This is a genomic window from Stenotrophomonas sp. 2YAF26 (assembly GCF_052114625.1).
Classification (GTDB): domain Bacteria; phylum Pseudomonadota; class Gammaproteobacteria; order Xanthomonadales; family Xanthomonadaceae; genus Stenotrophomonas; species Stenotrophomonas indicatrix.
Window position 1 is genome coordinate 133,595 of the sequence record NZ_JBFRFC010000010.1, and the last position, 16,479, is coordinate 150,073.

12 protein-coding genes and 1 riboswitch are annotated in these 16,479 nt (G+C 65.1%); of the genes, 3 read left to right on the top strand and 9 right to left on the bottom strand.

Annotated elements, in window-relative coordinates:
* Nucleotides 1-180: 180 nt before the first annotated feature.
* From AB4Y98_RS12535 to AB4Y98_RS12545, 3 genes are all read right to left on the bottom strand, one after another.
* Nucleotides 181-1,113, bottom strand: coding sequence for a FecR family protein (locus AB4Y98_RS12535; protein ID WP_394198385.1), 933 nt, complete (start codon nt 1,111-1,113; stop codon nt 181-183).
* Between the two features lie 104 nt (nt 1,114-1,217).
* Nucleotides 1,218-1,718, bottom strand: coding sequence for an RNA polymerase sigma factor (locus tag AB4Y98_RS12540; RefSeq protein WP_312107180.1), 501 nt, complete (start codon nt 1,716-1,718; stop codon nt 1,218-1,220).
* A 72-nt stretch (nt 1,719-1,790) separates the two neighbouring features.
* A complete protein-coding gene (locus AB4Y98_RS12545) occupies nt 1,791-2,264 on the bottom strand; it encodes a hypothetical protein (protein ID WP_442244453.1) in 474 nt (157 codons plus the stop codon).
* A 183-nt stretch (nt 2,265-2,447) separates the two neighbouring features.
* On the opposite strand from AB4Y98_RS12545, the gene ppa reads away from it, so the two are divergent.
* Both ppa and AB4Y98_RS12555 read left to right on the top strand, forming a co-directional pair.
* Entirely contained in the window at nt 2,448-2,984 is a 537-nt protein-coding gene (gene ppa, locus AB4Y98_RS12550; protein WP_025874161.1) for an inorganic diphosphatase, read from the top strand.
* 151 nt (nt 2,985-3,135) lie between these two features.
* Nucleotides 3,136-4,257: an HDOD domain-containing protein gene (locus AB4Y98_RS12555; RefSeq protein WP_312786317.1), complete on the top strand. Its 1,122-nt coding sequence runs from the start codon at nt 3,136-3,138 to the stop codon at nt 4,255-4,257.
* A 3-nt stretch (nt 4,258-4,260) separates the two neighbouring features.
* On the opposite strand, the gene AB4Y98_RS12560 is transcribed toward AB4Y98_RS12555, so the two are convergent.
* The 6 genes from AB4Y98_RS12560 to thiC form a co-directional block, all read right to left on the bottom strand.
* Nucleotides 4,261-4,767, bottom strand: coding sequence for a RidA family protein (locus tag AB4Y98_RS12560; protein WP_230112416.1), 507 nt, complete (start codon nt 4,765-4,767; stop codon nt 4,261-4,263).
* Nucleotides 4,768-5,059: 292 nt separating this feature from the next.
* Complete coding sequence (locus tag AB4Y98_RS12565; protein ID WP_312107186.1) at nt 5,060-7,948, bottom strand: TonB-dependent receptor; 2,889 nt, start codon at nt 7,946-7,948, stop codon at nt 5,060-5,062.
* Nucleotides 7,949-7,997: 49 nt separating this feature from the next.
* Entirely contained in the window at nt 7,998-8,897 is a 900-nt protein-coding gene (locus AB4Y98_RS12570; protein ID WP_025874158.1) for a helix-turn-helix transcriptional regulator, read from the bottom strand.
* Nucleotides 8,898-9,012: 115 nt separating this feature from the next.
* A complete protein-coding gene (locus tag AB4Y98_RS12575) occupies nt 9,013-11,337 on the bottom strand; it encodes a winged helix-turn-helix domain-containing protein (protein ID WP_442244454.1) in 2,325 nt (774 codons plus the stop codon).
* A gap of 259 nt (nt 11,338-11,596) precedes the next feature.
* Nucleotides 11,597-12,268 (bottom strand): ion channel, encoded by a 672-nt coding sequence (locus tag AB4Y98_RS12580; RefSeq protein ID WP_312107191.1) that lies wholly within the window; start codon nt 12,266-12,268, stop codon nt 11,597-11,599.
* Nucleotides 12,269-12,369: 101 nt separating this feature from the next.
* On the bottom strand, nt 12,370-14,214 hold the full coding sequence (thiC, locus tag AB4Y98_RS12585) for a phosphomethylpyrimidine synthase ThiC (protein ID WP_025874155.1): 1,845 nt from the start codon (nt 14,212-14,214) through the stop codon (nt 12,370-12,372).
* A 93-nt stretch (nt 14,215-14,307) separates the two neighbouring features.
* A riboswitch (TPP riboswitch) is annotated at nt 14,308-14,409 on the bottom strand.
* Nucleotides 14,410-14,654: 245 nt separating this feature from the next.
* Between thiC and AB4Y98_RS12590 the strand changes: the two genes are divergently transcribed.
* Nucleotides 14,655-16,232, top strand: a complete 1,578-nt coding sequence (locus AB4Y98_RS12590; RefSeq protein WP_223496468.1) for a BCCT family transporter — start codon at nt 14,655-14,657, stop codon at nt 16,230-16,232.
* Nucleotides 16,233-16,479 lie beyond the last annotated feature (247 nt).

Sequence of the window (16,479 nt, forward strand, 5' to 3'; positions counted from 1 at the left end):
TTCGCGGGGTAAGACGGATGGGCGCGCGACAACCCCAAGAGGGATTTGCGGTCGCGGTGGCTGCCGACCGTTGGTCGGCCGGTTGCAGCGGTGGGTGCCGACCGTTGGTCGGCACACTGGGATGATTCGCGCTGATCATCCACGCATGGCGTGGATCTACTGCACGATGGCGGCGTGGATCTACTGCACGATGGCGACGCCGAACGGAAGACGGGTAACCTGCAACCCTGCTGTTGCGGCCAGCGCGTCCAGCGCCTGTTCCGGGCGATCGATGCGCAGCGCCGCGCTCACCGCCGGCAGCCGCGACAGATCGCCACGCACGAAGGTCGGACCGGCGCGATATCGCCCCACCCAGTGCACGGCATCGGCGACGCTGGCCTGGTCCAGCAGCAGTTCGCCCTGCCGCCATGCACCCACGCTGTCGGCCGGCACGTCCTCCAGACGCATCACACCGCTGTGCTCGCCATAGGCCGCACGCTGGCCCACCTGCAGGTACGTCCAGCCGCCGTCAGCCGGGCTGGCCACGCGTACCCTGCCCTGCCCGACCTGCGTTTCCACCCGGTCATCGCCGCGCGCGACGGTGAACGCGGTCGAGATGTCCTCGATCACGCCATTGCCCGCGTGCACGCTGAAGCGTCGCTGCGCATCCGGACTGACCTCGAACCAGGCACGCCCGCGCAGCAGCTCGATCTGGCGTGCCTCCGCATCGAAGCGCACGGCGATTGCACTGTCCGCATCCAGCACGGCACGGCTGCCATCAGGCAGCTGCACGCTCTGCACGACATGCGTGCTGCGGTGATCGGCCTGCAGGCGCAACCACGCTTCCGGCCAGGCCACCAGCATCACCAGCGCGGCCGTGGCCGCCATTGCCCAGCGCAGGCGATGTGGTCTGCGTCGCTCGACGGTCGCAGCCTGCGGGCGTGGGCCCACGCTGCGCCACAGCGCGCGCTCGTGCTCGAAGGCCCGACGGTGTCCCGGCAGTTGCAGCCAGTGCTCGAACTCGTGCATGCGCGCATCGCAGATATCACCTGATGCCAGCCATGCGATCCAGCCCTGAGCCTGTTCGGCCAGGGCATCGTCATTGGCGGCGGGCAGCATGTTCGGCGGGCTCATTGGCTGGCAGACAGGCGCATTCAAGCGCGGGCGGGGGAACTAGACCGCATCCGCGGTCCAGTAATCAAGACGTTTCAGCGAAGCTCATCCCCAAGTCCGGGCGATCATCGACCAGTGCGCGCCCAAGCCAGGCGTTGCAGCGCGCCACGCACATGGTTCTCGACCGTGGTTATCGATACGCCAAGGCGGCGCGCGATCTCGGCCTGGGTCAGGCCCTGCAGGCGATTGAGATGGAAGATGGTGCGGGTCGGCTCCGGCAGGTGCCCCGCCGCGTCAAGCACGCGCTGCAGTTCGTCCTGTGCCATCGCTTGTTCCTCGGTCGAAATCACCTCGTCCGGCCCCCACAGGTAGTGATCGGCCAGCAGACGGTTGCGCCGGGTCGACTCGCGGCCGTGGTCCGTGGCCAGATTGGTCGCCAGCCGAAACAGGTAGGCACGCGGGTTGTCGATGGCCTGACTGTCGTCGACCCCGCGGGCCTTGAACCACACCGCCTGGATCACATCCTCGGCACCATTGTCGCCGCCGAGGATGCGTTGCACCCGGCGCAGCAGTGCCGGCCGCTCGCGGATCAGCAGTTCGGTGAGAGAGGCGGCATTGGAGGACATGCGCGGAACCGGGACGACAGACGGAAGGCGCCGCGGATGCTACTCCGTTAATGAGAATCAGTCACGTTCTCATCAATGAATGCATTCGGTCAGGCCATCATAGGTACTCCGCGAGGTACCGGGCAGCGGGTCATGCAGCGGGTTGCGGGCGGCGAGCGCGGTGTGGAAGGCCTCCACCGGAGTACTCGGCTCCAGCGGAAGGCGGCACAACCAGGTCGGCTGCCGGGCCTCCACTGTGCCGTCATTCCGGGAGACGTCCAGATCGCTGGCGGCAAACGCCCACAGGCATTCGTGGACGGTGCCGCGTACCGCATCCACCGAACAGCGAAGGCGCAGGGCACGGATATCGCTGTACTCGCCCTCGCAGAAGGTGTCGCCGCAGATCGCGTCGAAGCCATGCTGCAGACGGCCCTCCAGGGCAAAGAAGCGGTCCCAGTTGGCTTCCTTATGCGGGTAGTCGATCAGATCGACGTAGGGGAAGGCCTGGGCCGAAGGCGCGGCCAGCAACGCACAGAACAGGCCAAATGGCAGGGCGAACACGTTCATGCGGGGACTCCTCGGGAAGGTGCGTCCAGCCTGCCGGGCTGGACGCGCCGCCCCCATCGGTGAACCCCGGCCGACGGCGTGGGCCCCTGCCGCGCCGTGCCGTCAGCCCCCCACCCTGCACAGCGACCGGCAAAGGCATAAAATGGAGAGCTATCCGTCTACATCCCCCACCTGGAGCACACCATGGGTCTGGAACTCGTCTCGCCCGGCAAGAACCCGCCGGAAGAAATCAACGTCATCATCGAGATCCCGAAGGATTCCGAGCCGGTGAAGTACGAAGTGGACAAGGAAACCGGCGCGATCTTCGTCGACCGCATCCTTTCCACCCCGATGCGCTACCCCTGCAACTACGGCTACGTGCCGAGCACCCTGTGCGGCGACGGCGATCCGGCCGACGTGCTGGTGGTGCTGCCGCTGCCGCTGGTCCCGGGTTCGGTGGTGCGTTGCCGTCCGGTCGGCGTGCTGAAGATGAGCGATGAGGCAGGCAGCGACGAGAAGATCCTGGCCGTGCCGGTCACCAAGGTGTTCGGCGGCTACGCGCACGTGGAAGACATCGAGCAGGTGTCCAGCCACTGGCTGGAGCGCATCGGTCACTTCTTCGAGCACTACAAGGACCTGGAGAAGGGCAAGTGGGTCAAGCTGGACGGTTGGGGCGGCGCGGCCGAGGCCAAGCAGATCCTGATCGAGGCGCACCAGCGCCACCTCGACAGCAAGGCCTGAGACTGAACAGCATTGCTCCGGCGCACGGCGTCGGAGCGATGCGGGTCACGTTTCATGACGGCGGCACATCACCTTTGCCGCCGTATTAGGTAAATTGCGTCACTTCACACGTCTTCGACATCGACCGTCGAGACAGCCAGGGGAATGTGTCGTGCGTATTCTGCTTGTTGGGGATACAGCCAGCCTGCCGGCTGAGCTGACCGAATTCATTGCCGATCTTGGGGAAGACTGGCAGCCGTTGACCGCCACCGATGGCCATGCCGCGATGACCGCGGTCGCCACCCAGGGCGTGGACGCGGTGATCGTCTGCCCGCAGTTGCCCGATCTCAACGCGACCACGTTGCTGGGACAGATCCGCACCTTGCGCCCGGAGACCATCCGCATCGCACTGGTCGATGCACAGCATGGCAACCGGCCGCCGCCGGCACGCCTGATCGGGGTCGCCCATCGCTTCCTGCCATTGCCGTTGGCACCGGAAGTGCTGCTGGAAGCATTGACCAGCCTGGAAGAGCTGCGCGAAGTGCTGGACAGCCCACGCCTGCGCGACGCCATCGGCCGCATCGAGAAGCTGCCCTCGCCGCCGCACCTGTACCTGAGCCTGACCCAGGCACTGGAACATGACGACGACGCCGACAGCGCCGATGTTGCCAAGCTGGTCGCCGCCGATCCGGCGATCGCGGCCAAGGTGCTGCAGCTTTCCAATTCGGCCTTCTTCAGCCAGGGCCGCACCATCGCCGACCTGCGCACCGCCGTGACCCGGCTGGGCCTGGCCACGCTGCGCGACCTGGTGCTGGCCAGCGAGGTGTTCTCCGCACCGACCTTGTCCGGCGCCGAGCGCAACTCGCTGCAGCAGCGTGCCTTGATGGCCTCGCGATTGGCCGCACGCCTGCTGCCCGACTCCAGCGCCGAACTCGGTGCCACCGCCGCCCTGCTGGCCGACATCGGCCTGCTGCTGCCGGGCGTACGCAACGAGCGCAGCGAACCGGAGCCGGCCGATGATGATCGCCCCGGGCATGCCGAAGCCGGCGCCTATCTGCTGGGCCTGTGGGGGCTGCCGATGCCGATCATCGAGGCCGTGGCGTTCCATCTGCAGCCGCAACGCGCGAATACCCGCAGCTTCTGGGTGACCGGTGCGGTGCACGTGGCACTGGCACTGGTCAACGGCGATCCGGTGGATGAAGAGTATCTGCAGCGGGCCGGTGTACTGAACAAGCTGCCGCAGTGGCGCGAGCACGCCAACAGCCTGATGGGGCTGGTGCCGAGCGACGCCTGAGGGTCACATAGCGGGGAGGTCAGATACAACGGTGGTCGGGCGGGGGCTGCTATCACTCAGGGGGCGGACCGCGATCGCCTCGATCTCCACCCTGTGGGCAGGATGGGCCAAGCCCGCCACCTGGAAGGTCGAGCGTGCTGGCAGAGCTTGGTTCTTTGCGGTGCCGAAGAACTGCGAGTAACCCGCAGCAAACCCTGGCAGATCCATCCTGCCATCGGTTTCGTCACCGCCGACGAGGTAGACCTGCAGTTTCACCACGTCTTCCATTCGCAATCCCATGCTTGCCAGTTGCTGGCGGATCTGCCGCAGGACGCTGATCGTCTGCGTTCTGGTATCGCCATAGACCAGCGGGGAGCCAGCGCCGGTCGGTTCCGGCAGCTTGCCACTGAGGTACACCGTCGTGCGCCCGGGGGGCACCTCCACGGCGTAGGCGACGGGAACGACTCCGGATGAATGACGGATGATGTCTGCGGCCGATGCGGGGGCCATCGCCGCTGCACACATGGCCATCAGAACCACGCCTTTGAACCTGCTTCCTGTCTGCATTCTGCTCGACCCGCGTTGCCGGATGAACGATGTTGCGCCTGCCAGTGATGTGGCGCGTGATACATCGAAGATAGCAGCGCACGGAGCATCTTTTATAGAGTCAATTGCGTCGGCGGCAGCAGACCGGATTATCCCTCCCGATGCTGTGCCGCCCAAGCGTACTCTGGCCCCATGTATCCACCGTCTTCGCATCCACAAACAAGAAGGGCGGACCTTGCGGCCCGCCCTCCTCATTCTGCTGTCACGCTTCGATGGATCAGAAGCGCTGGGTGTACTTCATGTAGTAGTAGCGACCGATGTCGAAGCCACCGTAGTACGAGAAGCTCGAGTTCGGCTGGCTGTACATGACCGGGCCTTCGTGGTTGAACACGTTGTTGGCACCGACCGAGACCGTGGCCTGCCACGGCAGGGTGTAACGCACCTGCACATCGTGGAAGGTGTTCGAACCGACCTTGCGGGTCGGCTGGCCCAGGGTGTAGGCCGAGCTGAAGTCAGGCAGGTTGCACTCGGTGTCGTAGGAGCACGGCTCCTTCATGCTCGAGTAGTAACGCACGGCCCAGTTCACGCCCAGGTTGCCCAGGCTCCAATCGACATTCAGGTTCGAACGGACGCGGAAGTTCGCACCCCAGTCGCCGGTTGCCCAGCTGGTGTGCTGCTCGACCGGAGTCTCGGCTTCGTTGTCGCGCTTGTACTCGAGGTAATCGACGTAGGTGGTCTTCCAGTCAACCACGATCTTGCCGAAGGAGAACTCCGGCAGGCGGTACTTGATGCCCAGGTCGTAACCTGCGGTTTCCTGGTAACCACCGTTGATCAGGGTACGGGTAACGTCGACCACCTGGTTGACGGTGCGGCCTTCGGTACCGCGGCTGAAGCGGTCACACGCCGACGCCACGCCCAGCACGTAGCACTGGTTGAGGATCGAGGTCACCGACTCGGCGGCGATCACGTTGTCGATGCGGATCTTCCACCAGTCCAGGCTGACGTCCAGGCCCTGCACGAAGTTCGGGCTGTAGACCAGGCCAGCGGTCCAGGTCTTGGAGGTTTCCGGCTGCAGTTCCGGGTTGGAACCGGATTCGAAGGCGCTGTAGGACTGGGTGCCCGGGCCGGTCGACTGTGCGCCACCGGAGGTGATCTGGCGGAAGTTCGCCGGAACGCCACGTGCGCCGCAGGCCGCGGCAACCGACGGGTTGCGCGAAGCCGAACCGAAGCTGCTGTCGCACGGATCGGTGTAGGCGTCGAAGGTCTGCGAGGTGCCGCCGTACATGTTGGCGATGTTCGGCGCGCGGAAGCCCGTCGAATAGGTCGCACGCACCAGCAGGTCGTCGATCGGCTTCCACTTCAGGCCGAACTTGCTGTTGATGGTGTCGCCGAAGGTGTTGTAGTCCGAGTAGCGACCAGCCATGTCGAGCGACAGTTCCTTGGCGAACGGCATGTCGGCCAGCACCGGCACGTTCAGTTCGACGTAGAACTCGTCGAGCTTGTAGCTGCCCTTGGTCGGCGCGCCGGCCAGGTCGGTGCTCAGGCCCGACTGCAGCAGTGCATCCGGGTTGTACTCACCGCTTTCCTGGCGGTGCTCGTAACCGGCGGCGATGGCCAGGTCACCGGCCGGCAGCGTGAACAGCGAGCCGGAGATGTTGGCGCTGTAAGCCTTGGTGGTGTTGGTGTAGGTGTCGTGGCTCGGCAGGAACAGGTAGGCCTGCAGTGCCGGGTCAGCCAGCGAACCGTTGCCGGTGGAGCCGTACGGTGCGAGCGGGTTCCACGGGGTGCAACCAGCGATCACCTTGCCCGGGGTGCCGCAACGGGCAACGTCGCCGTCCATGAAGGACGGACCGACGGCGTTCTGCACGTTCGGGATGAACAGGTTGCCGGTGCCGGTCTTGACGCCCTTGTTCTGGTTGTAGACGTAGCCCACGTCCCAATCCCAGAACTTGTCAGCGAACTCGAACGAACCCTCCAGGCCGGCCGAGAAGCGGAAGGTTTCCTGCTCGGATTCGGTCTGGCGCGGGAATTCGGAGGTGCGACGGATGAAGTTCGCGTCCTTGCCCAGCGGGTTGTAGATGCTGTCGGCCGACAGCGGGGTGCCGTAGACCTCGGACTGGTACGGGTAGCCGGCAATCTGCGAGGTCGCGGTGCGCTTGGTGTACAGCACGTTCGCGGTGGCGCGGATGTTGTCGGTCAGGTCGTAGTTGCCGTTGGCAAAGACCGAGCGACGGGTCAGCTTGTTCTGCAGCCACATTTCCTGGCTGGCATTGGTGTAGTCGGCGGTGCCGAACTCACGGAAGTCGCCCATGCCGTTGCCGGCACCGGTATTGGCACGGGTGTACCAGATATCGTCGTTGGCGTCCTTCGGGGTACCCATGTCGTCGATCAGCACGCCATGGTTGGAAGCCGGCGACCAGCCATTGGCATCGTCCGCGGTCGGGTTCGGATGGAAGCGACCGTTCGGGTAGCGGCTGAAGGAGCGATCCTTGGCCTGGACCTCGTCTTCCTTGCTGTACTCGGCGCCGAAGGTGATCGAACCGCGCTCACCGGTCTGGCCGTAGACGAAGTTGTAGACCTGCTTCTGGCCGTCGCCCTGGCCGTACTGGCCACCGTAGACGCTGGCTTCCAGGCCGTCGAAGTTCTTGCGGGTGATGATGTTGACCACGCCGGCGATGGCGTCGGAACCATAGATGGCCGATGCACCGTCGGTCAGCACTTCGATGCGTTCCACGACCGAGGTCGGGATCGAGGCCAGGTCGGTGTAGCCGCCGGTGCTGGTGCCCATGCGCTTGCCGTCCAGCAGCACCAGGGTGCGCTCCGGGCCGAGGTTGCGCAGGTCGACGTACTGGCCGCCGACTTCTTCGCCCGAGGTCAGGGCATCGGCGCGGCTGATTGCCGGCGAACCGGTTGCCGACAGGTTCTGCACGATGTCGGCAACGCTGGTGAAGCCCTGCTTTTCAATGTCGGCGCGCTGCAGCGCGATCACCGGCTGCGCGGTTTCCATGCTCGCCTGGCGGATGCGCGAACCGGTGACCGAAATGCGGTCCAGGTCGGTCGTGCCGCCGGCAGCTGCGTCCTGCGCCGAAGCGAAGGACGGTGCCAAGGCAAGCGCAATGCCGGCCGGCAGCAAGCCGAGCCGCACTGCGGGAATACGAACGTTCATCAATCTCTCCAAGGTACGTGTTAGTAGCGTGTTAAAACGCCGTAGCACGTTACGATTGCGTTGCAGCGCTGTATTTGCGCGACACAACCGGAGACTTTGCGGAGTGTGGCGGAAGCTGTCCGTCGTTCTCGCGGAAGCGCGAGGCGGACTGGCCGTAGCGGGCGCGGAAGGCGCGCGCGAAGCTGCAGCAGTTGTCGAAACCGCTGGCGGCAGCGACCTCGCCGACCATCATGTCGGTGTCGCGCAGCAGATCGGCTGCGCGCTCGAGACGCAACCGTGCCGAAAGCGACTGCGGGCTTTCCTCGTACAGGCTCTGGAACGTCTTGGAGAGATACCAGCTGGAGAAGTTGGTCAGCTCGGCCAGTTCGCCGATGCGCACCACACGGTGGCTGTTGCCTTCCAGATACAGGCGCGCACGCTGCATGCGACCGAACACCTGGCGCTTGCGGCTGCGCGAGCGGCCGGGGCAACGCTGTACGTTGTCGGCCAGGCTGCGCTGCAGACCGGCCAGATGCAGCAGCAACGGACGTAGTGCCTGCGCCGGCTGCCCGCTGGCGAGGGCGTCCCGCCACAGGCGCAATGCCACCCGCGCATCAGCGCGGTTCATCTGGCCACGACCGGCGTACAGGCCGCAGTCGGCCATTTCGGTCAGCACGCGCAGCGCTTCCACGTTCAGGTTCATGCCCACGCACAAGCCGTTGCGTCCGGCCTGGACCAGTGGCCTGGACTCCTTCTCGAACGCGATCCACTCGCCCTGGCGCAGCCGGAACCGCCCTTCCTTGGCTTCCACCCACGAGGTGCCGCGCACCTGCATCCAGACGCTGAAACTGGTGCCGGCGGTCTGCAGGCTGCCGAGGCGGGCAACCCCCATGCAGGTCGGCGCGACATCGTCGATCGCCTTGTCCAGGGATACGGTTTGGCCACGATCAGCCAGCGAGAGTTGACGCATAGGGGCACCACGGATTTGCCAAGTACAGGCCTCCGTTTTGCCAAATGAGGTGACAGCGCGTCAGGAAAGACTGCCGAGATCGCCACGAATTCGCGGCGAGATCGTCACGAAGAAATTACGAAGGCCCTTTCTCGTTCAAGATCAATAATTTGGAGAATGCCGGGAACAGTGCGGGCGGTTGTTCGGGCAATCGCATCACACCGATGTCGGCACCATCGCTGATGGCCAGGGCCAGGTACAGGCTGTTTCCGTCGGCACTGGCGCTGAGTCCATTGCCCGCGCTCAGCCGCTGCGCGTCCAGGCAACGCTCCGCTTCTTCGCGTCCGGACTGGATACGGACCAGGGTCGTGCCACAGCTGGCACTGCTGCCGAGGTAGTCGATGCTGCCGTTGCCGGCCACCGTCCAGGTCCGGTAGCGCCAACGGCTGGGCCGGTCCTCACTGACCTGCTGCACGCTGGCAGGCGTCAACGCCGCGTCCACCGACCACAGTCCACCGGCTGCCAGCCGGGTGAACAGCACCCGCCCGCTACTGCGGTCGAAACGCGCCTGCGATACGCCTTCCAGGCTGGCCAACCGCCGCCACGGCTGCGCGCTGCGGTCGAACAGGCTCAAGCGGGTGTGCTGGTCGGCATCACGTTCAACCACCAGCAGCTGCTCCGCGTCTGCGCCGTACAACGCCTGCAATGGCTGCTCGGCGGGAACCGGAAGGCGATGCAGTTGTTCATCGCGCGGTGCGATCTCGTAGACAACCGCTTCGCCATGCTCATCGCGGCCCACCACCAGCAGATGCCGGCTGTCGGCCGACCAGTCGGGCGCCTGCCGTGCCTCGGGCTTCAGCCCCTCGATCGGCCGCAGCGACTCCGGCCGCTGCATGTCGGCCCACCACAGGGCGAAGCTGCCGGAACGATCGGAACTGAACACCAGTTGCCGCCCATCCGGTGCCACCATCGGTTGCCCGTCGCGGCCACTGGAGGCGAACAGGCGCTCACCGGCACCGCCCTGCGCGGGCATCCTGAACACCCCGAACTGCGCGCGCCGATGCACGAACGCCAGCATGTCGCCGCGGCGGGACACTGCCGGCCACTGCGCATCGTCGAGCCCAGCGTCGCGCAATGTGCGGCGCTCGACGTCGAGGTAGTACAGGCGTGCTTCGCTGTCCACGCGGCGACCGAACACGATATGCCGACCGTCGCCCAGCCACGCCCATCCACGCAGTTCGGCCGATTCGGTGGTCAACTGCTCGGGCGTGCCGCCGCTGGCAGGCATCCGCCACAGATCGCCCAGCTGAGGGTTGCGGACAAACACCAGCCATCGGCCATCCGGGGAATAGCGCGGGGCGTAGTCGAAATCATCCTCGTCGACAGCGTACTCCAGCGCACGCCATTGGCCGGTGGCCAGATCGAGCACGCGGATGCCGCGATGGGCATAGCGACCGACCATGCTGCCGAAGACCAGGCCACGGCCATCGGGCGTCCAGTCGAAACTGAGCAGCTCGGTGCCGTCGCAGCGTGTGGCCTTGCGCACGGCGCCGCCGGTGGCGCTGGCGATCAGCACCTGGCAGCTGGCATCGGCACCAAAGCGGGCGAAGGCGATTTCGCGGCCATCGGGCGACCAGTTCGGGAAGCGGTCGCTGGCACCTGCCGGTGGCGAAAGCAGCTGGCGCGCGGGCGCATTGCCGGAGGTCTGCACCTTGATGGCGTTGCCGCCGGTGCCATCGTCGTTGGCGCCTTCGTAGGCGACCTGCGATCCATCAGGAGAAAGTGTGGGATAGGTCTCAAAACCGGCCGTCGCGGTAATCAATCGATACGGCCGCTCAGGGCTTCCGATCACCCGCGTGCCGTTCTCCACTGCCGCATCCACCGGAGAATTCACCGGCGCCGGGCGGCGCAGCAGCAGTACGCTCAACACCACCAGCGCAAGCAGCATCACCACGCCCAGCGCCAGCAGCAGGCGACGGCGCAGACGGCGCCAGCGGCGGCTCCCGCGTTCAACCACGGGCGCGGCTGCGGGGGCCACGGCGTTCGGCGCAGGCGACTGCGGTGCGGACGATTCCTCTGCAACAGCCATCGCATCGGTCTCGTGGTCCGGCAACGGCTGCACCGGCACCAGCAGGCGGTAGCCGGTCTTGGCAATGGTCTCGATGTACGCCTGGCCATTGTCGTCGTCGACGCTGAACGCCTTGCGCAGCTGGGTAACAGCCTGGGTCAGCACATCGTTGGTCGGCAGCGTGTCCGGCCACACTTCGGCGAACAGCTCGTCACGGGTCACCACCCGCCCCGGCTGCCGCATCAACATGCGCAGCACGCCCAGCGACTTGGGCGTCAAACGGCGTGTACGGCGGGCACCGGCGACTTCGACCTCACGCGAGGACAAAGTAACGATGCACTCACCGACGCGGACGCGGTCGGATTCAGGCGACTGGATTTCGCTGTTGATCATTCGTTGCTATGGGGCTGAAACAGGCCGCAAACACTGTTCACCATCGATCCCTTCCCATCCTTGGCACAGCAAGAAGCCAGATTCCGCACAAAGCATCGGCGCATACCGCAAAAAAAACGAAGCCTCCGGATATTAGCCTATGCGGGTTACCTCGCCTATCGCGTGGTCGACATCAGGCTCTCTCTCGCCGACGCATTCACATAATACGCATCATCATTCGCGCCCTTTTGGGCGCGATATTTTTATCTGGCGTTCATTTTCAGAAGCGTTTCAGCATGGTCAGGCCAACCAGCCGCGAAACCACCAGCGCTACGTACATGACGCCGGAAAACTGCTCCAGCATTACCAGCGCGCGGGCCTGCGGATGCAGTGGCACGACGTCGCTGAGACCTACCCCGGACAATAAGCTGAAGCTCAGATAAAGCAGCTCCATCCATGTGCGCTGCGCGCCGCCACTGGCGCCCTGGAAACTGCCCGGATACCACTGCTGACATACGGCAAAGGTAAAAGCGAATGCCCATGCCAGCAGAGTGAACGTGGCACCGGCGGCGAACAGCTCGTCGCGCGTCACTTTGTGGTCCTGCAGCATGTAAGCGATCAGCGCTCCGGCGGTGTAGAAATACAGCAGGCTTTCCAGCAGCTGCGCGGTGATGCCCAGTGCAGGCCGGTCGAGCAGGGCCGCCGAAAGGGAAAACACCACCGCCGGGATGGCCAGCACCAACGCCAGCCATGTCCCCAGCGGGCTGCGCTGCACCACCCACAGGGCCAGGCCGAGCACGGCCATGCCGAATATGCCTACTGCCGCGCGCCCGGCAGCAGTTTCGTCCAACGCCGGGTACAGCAGTACCGACAGCAGCTGTGCCCCGAGCAGCCAGGCAGAGGGGTGACGGCGGGCGATGGCCAGCCAGCGGGTAGTTACGGCAATGGGCATGGTTCCTTATCCCCAGGGAACGTTGGGGCGAGGATAACGGCAAGGCTGTGAGATGGGGGACTGGACGGTGCCGGGCATGACCCGGCACTGCCCCTCTGCGATCAGCCCTGCTGGTACACCTCGGCGCCGGCTGCACGGAACTGTTCGGACTTCTCCTGCATGCCCTTCTCTGCGTACTCGCGCACGTCCTGGGTGATCTTCATCGAGCAGAAATGCGGGCCGCACATCGAACAGAAGTGGGCCAGCTTGTGCGCGTCCTTGGGCAGGGTCTCGTCGTGGAATTCCTTGGCCTTCTCCGGGTCCAGGCCGAGGTGGAACTGGTCTTCCCAGCGGAACTCGAAGCGTGCCTTGCTCAGCGCGTTGTCACGCACCTGCGCCCCCGGATGCCCCTTGGCCAGGTCAGCAGCATGGGCGGCGATGCGATAGGCCATGATGCCGTCGCGCACGTCCTGTCGGTTGGGCAGGCCCAGATGCTCCTTCGGCGTGACGTAGCAGAGCATGGCAGTGCCGAACCAACCGATCATCGCCGCACCGATCGCGCTGGTGATGTGGTCGTACCCCGGTGCGATGTCGGTGGTCAGCGGGCCAAGCGTGTAGAACGGCGCCTCGCCGCACTCGCGCAGCTGCTTGTCCATGTTCTCCTTGATCAGCTGCATCGGCACATGGCCGGGGCCTTCGATCATGGTCTGCACGTCGTGCTTCCACGCAATCTTCGTCAACTCACCCAGCGTCTCCAGCTCGCCGAACTGCGCCGCATCGTTGGCATCGGCAATGCAGCCAGGACGCAGGCCATCACCCAGCGAGAAGGTCACGTCGTAGGCCTTCATGATTTCGCAGATGTCTTCGAAATGGGTGTAGAGGAAGTTTTCCTTGTGGTGGGCCAGGCACCACTTGGCCATGATCGAACCGCCGCGGCTGACGATGCCGGTAACACGCCTGGCGGTGAGTGGCACATAGCGCAGCAGTACCCCGGCATGGATGGTGAAGTAGTCCACGCCCTGCTCTGCCTGTTCGATCAGGGTGTCGCGGAAGATCTCCCAGGTCAGCGCTTCGGCGCGGCCGTCGACCTTCTCCAGCGCCTGGTAGATCGGCACCGTACCGATCGCCACCGGCGAATTGCGGATGATCCATTCGCGCGTTTCATGGATGTGCTTGCCGGTGGACAGGTCCATCACCGTGTCGCCGCCCCAGCGGATCGCCCACACCAGCTTTTCCACTTCCTCGGCAATGCCCGAGGACACCGCGCTGTTGCCGATGTTGGCGTTGATCTTGGTCAGGAAGTTGCGGCCGATGATCATCGGCTCGCTTTCCGGGTGATTGATGTTGTTGGGCAGCACCGCACGGCCGCGGGCGATTTCCTCGCGCACGAATTCCGGGGTGATGATCTGCTGGATCGACGCACCGAATGCCTCGCCAGGATGCTGCTGCAGCAGTGCGGCATCGCGGATGGCTTCCAGCCGCTGGTTTTCGCGGATTGCCACGAATTCCATTTCCGGGGTGATGATGCCGCGGCGCGCATAGTGCATCTGGGTGACGTTGGCGCCGGCCCGCGCGCGACGTGGCAGGCTGCGCGCGGGGAAGCGCACCGGGTCCAGCTTCGGATCATGTTCGCGCGCGCGGCCAAACGAGGAGCTGAGGCCGTCGAGCTGTTCGGTGTCGTTGCGCTCCTCCACCCAGCCACGCCGCAATGCCGGCAGGCCCGCAGACAGATCGATGCGCACGTCCGGATCGGTGTACGGGCCGGAGGTGTCGTAGACGGTGACCGGTGCGTTCTCTTCGCCACCGAACACGGTGGGCGTGCGGGTCAGCGCGATCTCACGCATCGGCACCTGCAGATCCGGGCGCGAGCCGGGCACGTGGATCTTGCGCGAGCCGGGTATGGGCCGGGTCACGGACTCGGAGAGTTGCTGGGCCTGTTGCTGCAGGGCGGAGAGCTGTGCGTTCATCGGGCATCGTCCAGGAAGGTCAGGGACGAAGCGGCGGCGCACTGCCCCCGCGCCCGGACGGCACCAAAGCGCTCCTTGGGCAGGTTCCGGGTACGGCTGCATTGCAAAGCTTCCCTACGCCGGTATGAGCCGGATCAGGTTCCAAGGGACTATCTCAACCGTGGCCACAAGGCCGCGGTACCCCCGCTTCTTGGTGGGCATTAGAGCATAGAAACCACTCGGTCTCCTGGCCGATCGCCCACGCAGGGCGCGGATCTACCGCGCCTGCGTTAACAGAACCGTGACGTCGCATTCAGTAACGTGCACGCGCGCCGCACCATTGCACGCGGCGCTTTCCCTGCCGCCATAGCGGTACCTGTCCGGTGCGCACACTTTCGCCGGCCCACTCCCTGCAAGCTTTCGCTCGCTCCCCTCAATCCCTTGATCGGAGAAGCTCCTTCATGGTGTTTCGCATTTCCATCGCACTGGTGCTTGCCCTGGTGCTGCTCGCCGGCCTCGCGCCCGGCCCCTTCAATACCGTCGTGCAGGCGGCGCTGGGTGATGTTATCCGCAGCGTCGGTTGGCTGTACCTGCTGGTGGTATTCCTGGCGCTGGTGTTCCTGATGTACCTGGCCTTCGGCCGCTTCGGCAACCTGCGCATCGGTGGCGAAGACGCCGAGCCCGAGTTCTCGCGCGCCAGCTGGATGTCGATGCTGTTCGCTGCCGGCATGGGCATCGGCCTGGTGTTCTGGGGCGCGGCCGAGCCGATCTCACACTTCACCAAGCCACCGGAAGGAATTGAACCGCAGAGCATGGATGCCGCGCGTGCATCGATGCGCTATGCGTTCTTCCACTGGGGCCTGCATCCGTGGGCGATCTATGCACTGATCGGCCTGGCGATGGCCTGGTTCCAGTTCAACCGCAATGGGCGCGGGCTGGTCAGCGATATGCTGCAGCCGATCATCGGCCGCCACCATCGCGGCTGGATCGGCCGTGTCGTCAACATCGCGGCGGTGGTCGCCACGGCGATCGGCGTGGCGACGACGCTCGGCTTCGGCACCATCCAGATCGCTGCAGGCGTGGAGCGCGTATTTGGCCTGCAGGCGACTGTACCGGTGCAGATGACCATCATCGCCATTGCCTTCGTGCTGTACATGGCCTCGACCGCCAGCGGTGTGGAGCGCGGCGTGAAGTGGCTGTCCAACTTCAACCTGGCACTGGCTGCATTGCTGGCCGCGACCGTACTTGTGCTGGGGCCGACTGGCTTCATCTTCGATACGTTCACCACCACGCTGGGTTCCTACCTCAACCAGTTGGTGACCATGAGCCTGCGCATGTCACCGTTCTCCGGCAGCACGTGGGTGGCCGACTGGACGATCTTCTACTGGGCCTGGTGGATTTCGTGGGCCCCGTTCGTGGGTTCCTTCATCGCGCGCATCTCGCGCGGCCGCAGCGTGCGCGAGTTCGTGATCGGCGTGGTGTTGGCACCGACCCTGCTGGGCTTCTTCTGGTTCGCCGTGTTTGGGGGAACGGCATTGTGGGCGCAGATCTTCGGCCACGCCGACCTTGTGCAGGCGCTGGGCAATGGCTATGAGACGGTGCTGTTCACCCTGTTCGACAGCCTGCCGGCGTCGCTGATGCTGTCGGCAGTGGCGTTGGTGCTGTTGATGATCTTCTTCGTGACCTCGGCCGATTCGGCGGTTCTGGTACTGGCCAGCATGTCCACCGACGAAGCCGGGGATCCGCCGCTGAAGCGCAAGCTGGCCTGGGGCATCGCGGTAGCGTTGATTGCGGCGGCATTGCTGCTGGCGGGCGGGCTGGATGCGCTGCAGGGCATGATCACGATTGCCGCGTTGCCGTTCGCGCTGCTGATGGTGCTGGTGATGGTGTCGCTGTACCGGGTCCTGGACCAGGAGTACACGCGGGAGCGGCGGCAGGCGCAGCGCCAGCGACGCATGATCGATGCGTGGATCGCACGCGAGATGGCAGCGCAGGAAGAGACCCAGGCGGAGGCAGCACGCGCGCAGGATCAGGATTGAGGGTGTTTTGCAGCCTGCGGCTGCACCGCTTTTTTCAGGCAAAGGCAAGGGCCGAAGCCAAGGCGGCTCTGGGTTATTGCTGGTTGGGCGGGGCGGTATGGGTGGGCAGGACACGCCGTAAACCCATCCCTGGGGGCTCGATGGCRCCATCCATGGCGCCAACGGTCCTGCCCACCCACACCGCCCCACCCCCGACAGATTTCCGGTGACGGTTGGTTCTCCACGCCATGCGTGGATGAAGGTGTAT

Bases quoted from the DNA above. Each gene is read 5' to 3' on its own strand.
- AB4Y98_RS12535 (WP_394198385.1), bottom strand. From the start codon at position 1,113: ATGAGCCCGCCGAACATGCTGCCCGCCGCCAATGACGATGCCCTGGCC.
- AB4Y98_RS12540 (WP_312107180.1), bottom strand. From the start codon at position 1,718: ATGTCCTCCAATGCCGCCTCTCTCACCGAACTGCTGATCCGCGAGCGG.
- AB4Y98_RS12545 (WP_442244453.1), bottom strand. From the start codon at position 2,264: ATGAACGTGTTCGCCCTGCCATTTGGCCTGTTCTGTGCGTTGCTGGCC.
- ppa (WP_025874161.1), top strand. From the start codon at position 2,448: ATGGGTCTGGAACTCGTCTCGCCCGGCAAGAACCCGCCGGAAGAAATC.
- AB4Y98_RS12560 (WP_230112416.1), bottom strand. From the start codon at position 4,767: ATGGCCATGTGTGCAGCGGCGATGGCCCCCGCATCGGCCGCAGACATC.
- AB4Y98_RS12565 (WP_312107186.1), bottom strand. From the start codon at position 7,948: ATGAACGTTCGTATTCCCGCAGTGCGGCTCGGCTTGCTGCCGGCCGGC.
- AB4Y98_RS12570 (WP_025874158.1), bottom strand. From the start codon at position 8,897: ATGCGTCAACTCTCGCTGGCTGATCGTGGCCAAACCGTATCCCTGGAC.
- AB4Y98_RS12575 (WP_442244454.1), bottom strand. From the start codon at position 11,337: ATGATCAACAGCGAAATCCAGTCGCCTGAATCCGACCGCGTCCGCGTC.
- AB4Y98_RS12580 (WP_312107191.1), bottom strand. From the start codon at position 12,268: ATGCCCATTGCCGTAACTACCCGCTGGCTGGCCATCGCCCGCCGTCAC.
- thiC (WP_025874155.1), bottom strand. From the start codon at position 14,214: ATGAACGCACAGCTCTCCGCCCTGCAGCAACAGGCCCAGCAACTCTCC.
- AB4Y98_RS12590 (WP_223496468.1), top strand. From the start codon at position 14,655: ATGGTGTTTCGCATTTCCATCGCACTGGTGCTTGCCCTGGTGCTGCTC.